We start from the raw sequence: 4,228 nt of genomic DNA, 5'->3' as shown, positions 1-4,228 counted from the left end.
GTCATATATCCGATTAAAGTGCCTTCTCCTTCTTGTCATCCATCATAACCAACCCATCGGTATAATTATTTTATCGTAAGTATAACCCCGTCTGCCCTGTAATATTAAATTTCCTGAAAGGGGTTTGTGCTAAAATGCTAAAAGAAAAACAAATATGTGTGTCTTTTCCTATCGCTCAATTCTGTTAGCTATTCGGGTTATGGTTTTTATCCTAAAATTAAAAATAGAAAGTTTTATATACCTTTTCCAATCCTACCCCAATTTGAGGTAAAGATGGTGAAGGATAAAAGTTGGGGATTAACGGTATTGCTATTACTGGTATTTGTGTTGGTGTTGTTCATTGCGCAAGTGTTTGTGCCGTTTGAGGTTATACATGCACAGTCGAAAGTTAATGAGACAGTATTGGATGGGAATGGAAATTTGACATTTTCCACGAATGTATCAGAGAATACCACGGTGAAGACCACCGATGAAGAACCGGATAAGAATAGAATAACATTTGTGCTTGGAACGGATGAGAACCTAGCATCGCTTCTGAATGCATCAATAAATACTACGGTGAATGCTACCGTAAACATTACGATATACAATGCAACAGAGGCGAAATCTATTAATTTCAGTAACGAAAACGTTCTGTTTCTGGCTTCTCTCGATAACGAGACCGTTGCAAGTATAAATAGCACGATAAACGAGAGCGCTTATGTCTTCGCGTATAACCTAACGACAAACATAAGCATCGGGAATGTGGATGATGTGAGCATCACCCGGTACTGGGTGTATGGTGGCGATGAAAACATACGGAATTTGATTTTGTACATGGATAACAAGTTCTACGGGAACAACACGGCTTTTACTCCACCAGAGCCACCTGCGGGAAGGGCAAAGGTGGCTTTTGTTGTATCAGAGATGTCATCATACGCTGCATGGCTTGAAAATACTTTAGATGATGTTTACATTACGCGAAATCTCAACGTATCCCTCTGTACATACATGCACGATAATCCAGAAAGCTATCAGGGTATGAATCTGAGTGATCAGGATGTCATCTTACTCTGGATGATCGGTTATCCGGTGCAGGATGCGATCCACAAGACGGTGCTTGATGCAAAGAATAATAACAGCGCTGATGTAATCACGATCGCTTTTACCGATATCTATGGTATGTCTTCCATAAATCTCACATCTCCGGAGTATGAAGATATTGCCACCTACTGGGCAAACGGTGGGACCGAGAACATGAGGAGATTGCTTGTATTTCTTGGTGTGAAACTCTGCGATATCCCGATAGGCGATTTTGGGATTGCTGAGATCCCGGTACCGGTCGAGATCCCGCAGTTTGGTATATACCATCCAGATGCAAAGGCAGAGGGAAAAGGGATCCAGGGACTCGGCATCTTCTCTTCCGTAGATGATTATCTTGCATGGTATAAGAGCACAGGGAGATTCAACGAGAGTGCGCCCACAGTAGGAATCCACTACTATTATGTTTCCGGAAAATATGGGTCATATGCAACGCTTGATCCGCTCATAAAGGGAATAGAGGATAAGGGTGCGAATGTGATATTTGCAACGTTCAGCTACAAGGATTCCAACACCACCACATACTTCCTCAAGGATGGTAAACCCTTGGTTGACTCTCTCATCATCCTCAACTCATTCAGGCTGTGGCACCATCATGAAGACGAAGGGATCGGTTACCTCCAGCAGCTGAACGTAACCCCGATCAAGGGGATCATGAGCTATTACATGGACGAGAGTGTGTGGAATGAGAGCAATGGGTTATCACCTTCGGAAATTGCATGGCAGGTCGCACTTCCTGAGCTTGATGGTGAGACCGAGTTCATCTTGTTTTCGGGCAAGGAGAAGGATCCTGTGAGCGGTGAGTACTACTATAAGCCGTTTGAGTACCAGCTTGAGTGGATAACAGATAGGGCGCTTAGCATAGCCAAACTTCACAGAAAGGAGAACTCAGATAAGAAGGTTGCAATAGTCTACTACAACCACGGAGGAGGAAAGGATAATCTCGGTGCAAGTTACCTTGATATCGTCCCGAGCCTCACGAACCTCCTTGACGCAATGAAGAAGGAGGGGTATGATGTAGAGGGAGAGGTGCCTGATGAGAAGGAGCTTCTCGATCTCATGCTCCATGAGGGAAGAAACATCGGGACATGGGCACCGGATGAGCTTGATAAGATGGTTGAAAATGAGAGCGTGATATTGATTCCGACAGAAGAGTATAAGAGCTGGTTCAACGAGCTCCCAGCAAACAAGCGGGAGGAGGTTATTGATAAGTGGGGCGAGCCACCCGGTGAGATCATGGTCTATGAGAACGGGACCGGGAAGTATCTTGTCATTCCAGGGGTAAGACTCGGGAACGTGTTACTTGCACCGCAGCCTACAAGAGGATGGTTGCAGAATCAATCTGTGCTATACCATGACAAGGAACTTCCACCGCACCATCAGTATATTGCGTTCTATCTCTGGCTCAAGAAGGCGTATGGCGTAGACGCAATAATCCACTTCGGAACGCATGGAACGCAGGAATGGCTTCCGGGTAAGGAGACCGCTCTCTCTGCAAGAGATTGCTGGCCCGCGATACTGATCCAGGACATTCCGGTGGTATATCCCTACATCATGGACAACGTCGGCGAGGGCACACAGGCAAAGCGAAGGGGAAACGCTGTTATCGTTGATCATCTGACGCCACCGATCGTGGCGGGTGGGCTTTACGGAAATCTATCGCTTTTGCACGAGAGGATACATCGCTATCTTGCTACTACAGAAAACGGTACGCTTAAAGCAGAGTACAGAGAGACGATCACAGGTCTTTATGAGAATCTCAATTTGAGTGAGGATCTGGGTATATCAGCGGATGATCTCAGAGTAATGAATGAGACTGCGTTTGAGGATTTCATAAACGGACCTCTGCATGAGTACCTACATGATCTCGCATCTGAGTTCATGCCTTACGGGCTTCACATACTCGGATCACCCCCGGATGACTGGAAGCTCATATCCATGGTAGAGTCGATGCTTGGAGATGAGTTCGTGGAGCATGTGGGAGAGGTATATCCGGATCCGCATCAGTTATCTCCCGCACATGGGGACTGCACCGTGATCGAGGAACTCCTGAGTGAGGTCTTGCTCAATGGCACAGATCCAGAGGAGGCACAGAAGAAGGTGCTTGGAGCAGGAAATGTATCAGCAAATGTGACAGCGGATCTTGAGACCGCCAGGGTCTATGCGGCGAATCTTAAGAATTGTACCATCGAGATACCGAGAATACTCGATGCACTTGATGGAAAATACGTCCCGCCTAGGGTCGGAAACGATCCGATAAGAAACCCTGAGGCGCTTCCCACGGGCAACAACTTCCATTCCTTCGATCCAAGGGAGATACCTACGAAAGAGGCGTGGGAAGTTGGAAAAGCCATGGCTGATAATCTGCTTGAGCAATACAGGGCGGAACACAATGGTACTTATCCAGAAAGGGTGGCATTTGTTCTCTTCTGTGTCGAGACGATGAGACATCAGGGGATCATGGAGTCAGAGATCCTGTATCTCATGGGTGTGAAGCCAAAATGGGATAAACGTGGAAGGGTGAAAGGCGTTGAACTGATACCCTGCAGTGAGCTTCAGCGACCAAGGATAGATGTACTTATCACCACTTCTGGTCTGTACAGAGATACATTCGCTGGTAAGATTGAAATCATCGACCAGGGAGTGAGGGCTGCAGCTCGGACAGATGATAACAACTGTACAAACTATGTGAAGGAACACACGGATGCGATACATGAATGGCTGATCGAGAATGGCTACTCGGAAGACAATGCGACCTGCCTCTCGATGGCAAGGGTCTTCTCAGAGGAGAGCGGAAACTACGGTACAGGGCTCCCTGATGCGATAGCAGCGAGTAATACGTGGAATGATACAGCGAAGCTTGCGAACCTCTACATCAACAGGCTCGGTTATGCATTTGGTGATTGCGGGTGGAGTCTCGTGAATCCAGATCTCTTCCGAGAAAATCTCAGGGGCGTTGATGTTGCGATCCACAGCAGGAGCTCGAACCTCTATGGAGTGCTTGACAACGACGACCAGTTCTCATACCTCGGCGGGCTGGCTCTGGCTGTGAGAACACTCACAGGGCATACTCCGGATCTCTACATCACAAATCTGAGAGACCCGCACAACCCGATGACAGAGACACTTCAGAGCTTCCTGAGAAGAG

1 protein-coding gene is annotated in these 4,228 nt (G+C 47.0%); it reads left to right on the top strand.

Going from position 1 to position 4,228, the window contains the following annotated elements; genetic code table 11:
- Positions 1-273 precede the first annotated feature (273 nt).
- The coding region (locus J7J01_03685) for a cobaltochelatase subunit CobN (protein MCD6209990.1) at positions 274-4,228 on the top strand (3,955 nt) is incomplete at its 3' end.

Source organism: Methanophagales archaeon, assembly GCA_021159465.1.
Taxonomy (GTDB): domain Archaea; phylum Halobacteriota; class Syntropharchaeia; order Alkanophagales; family Methanospirareceae; genus G60ANME1.
This window is presented reverse-complemented; position numbering and strand designations above follow the sequence as displayed.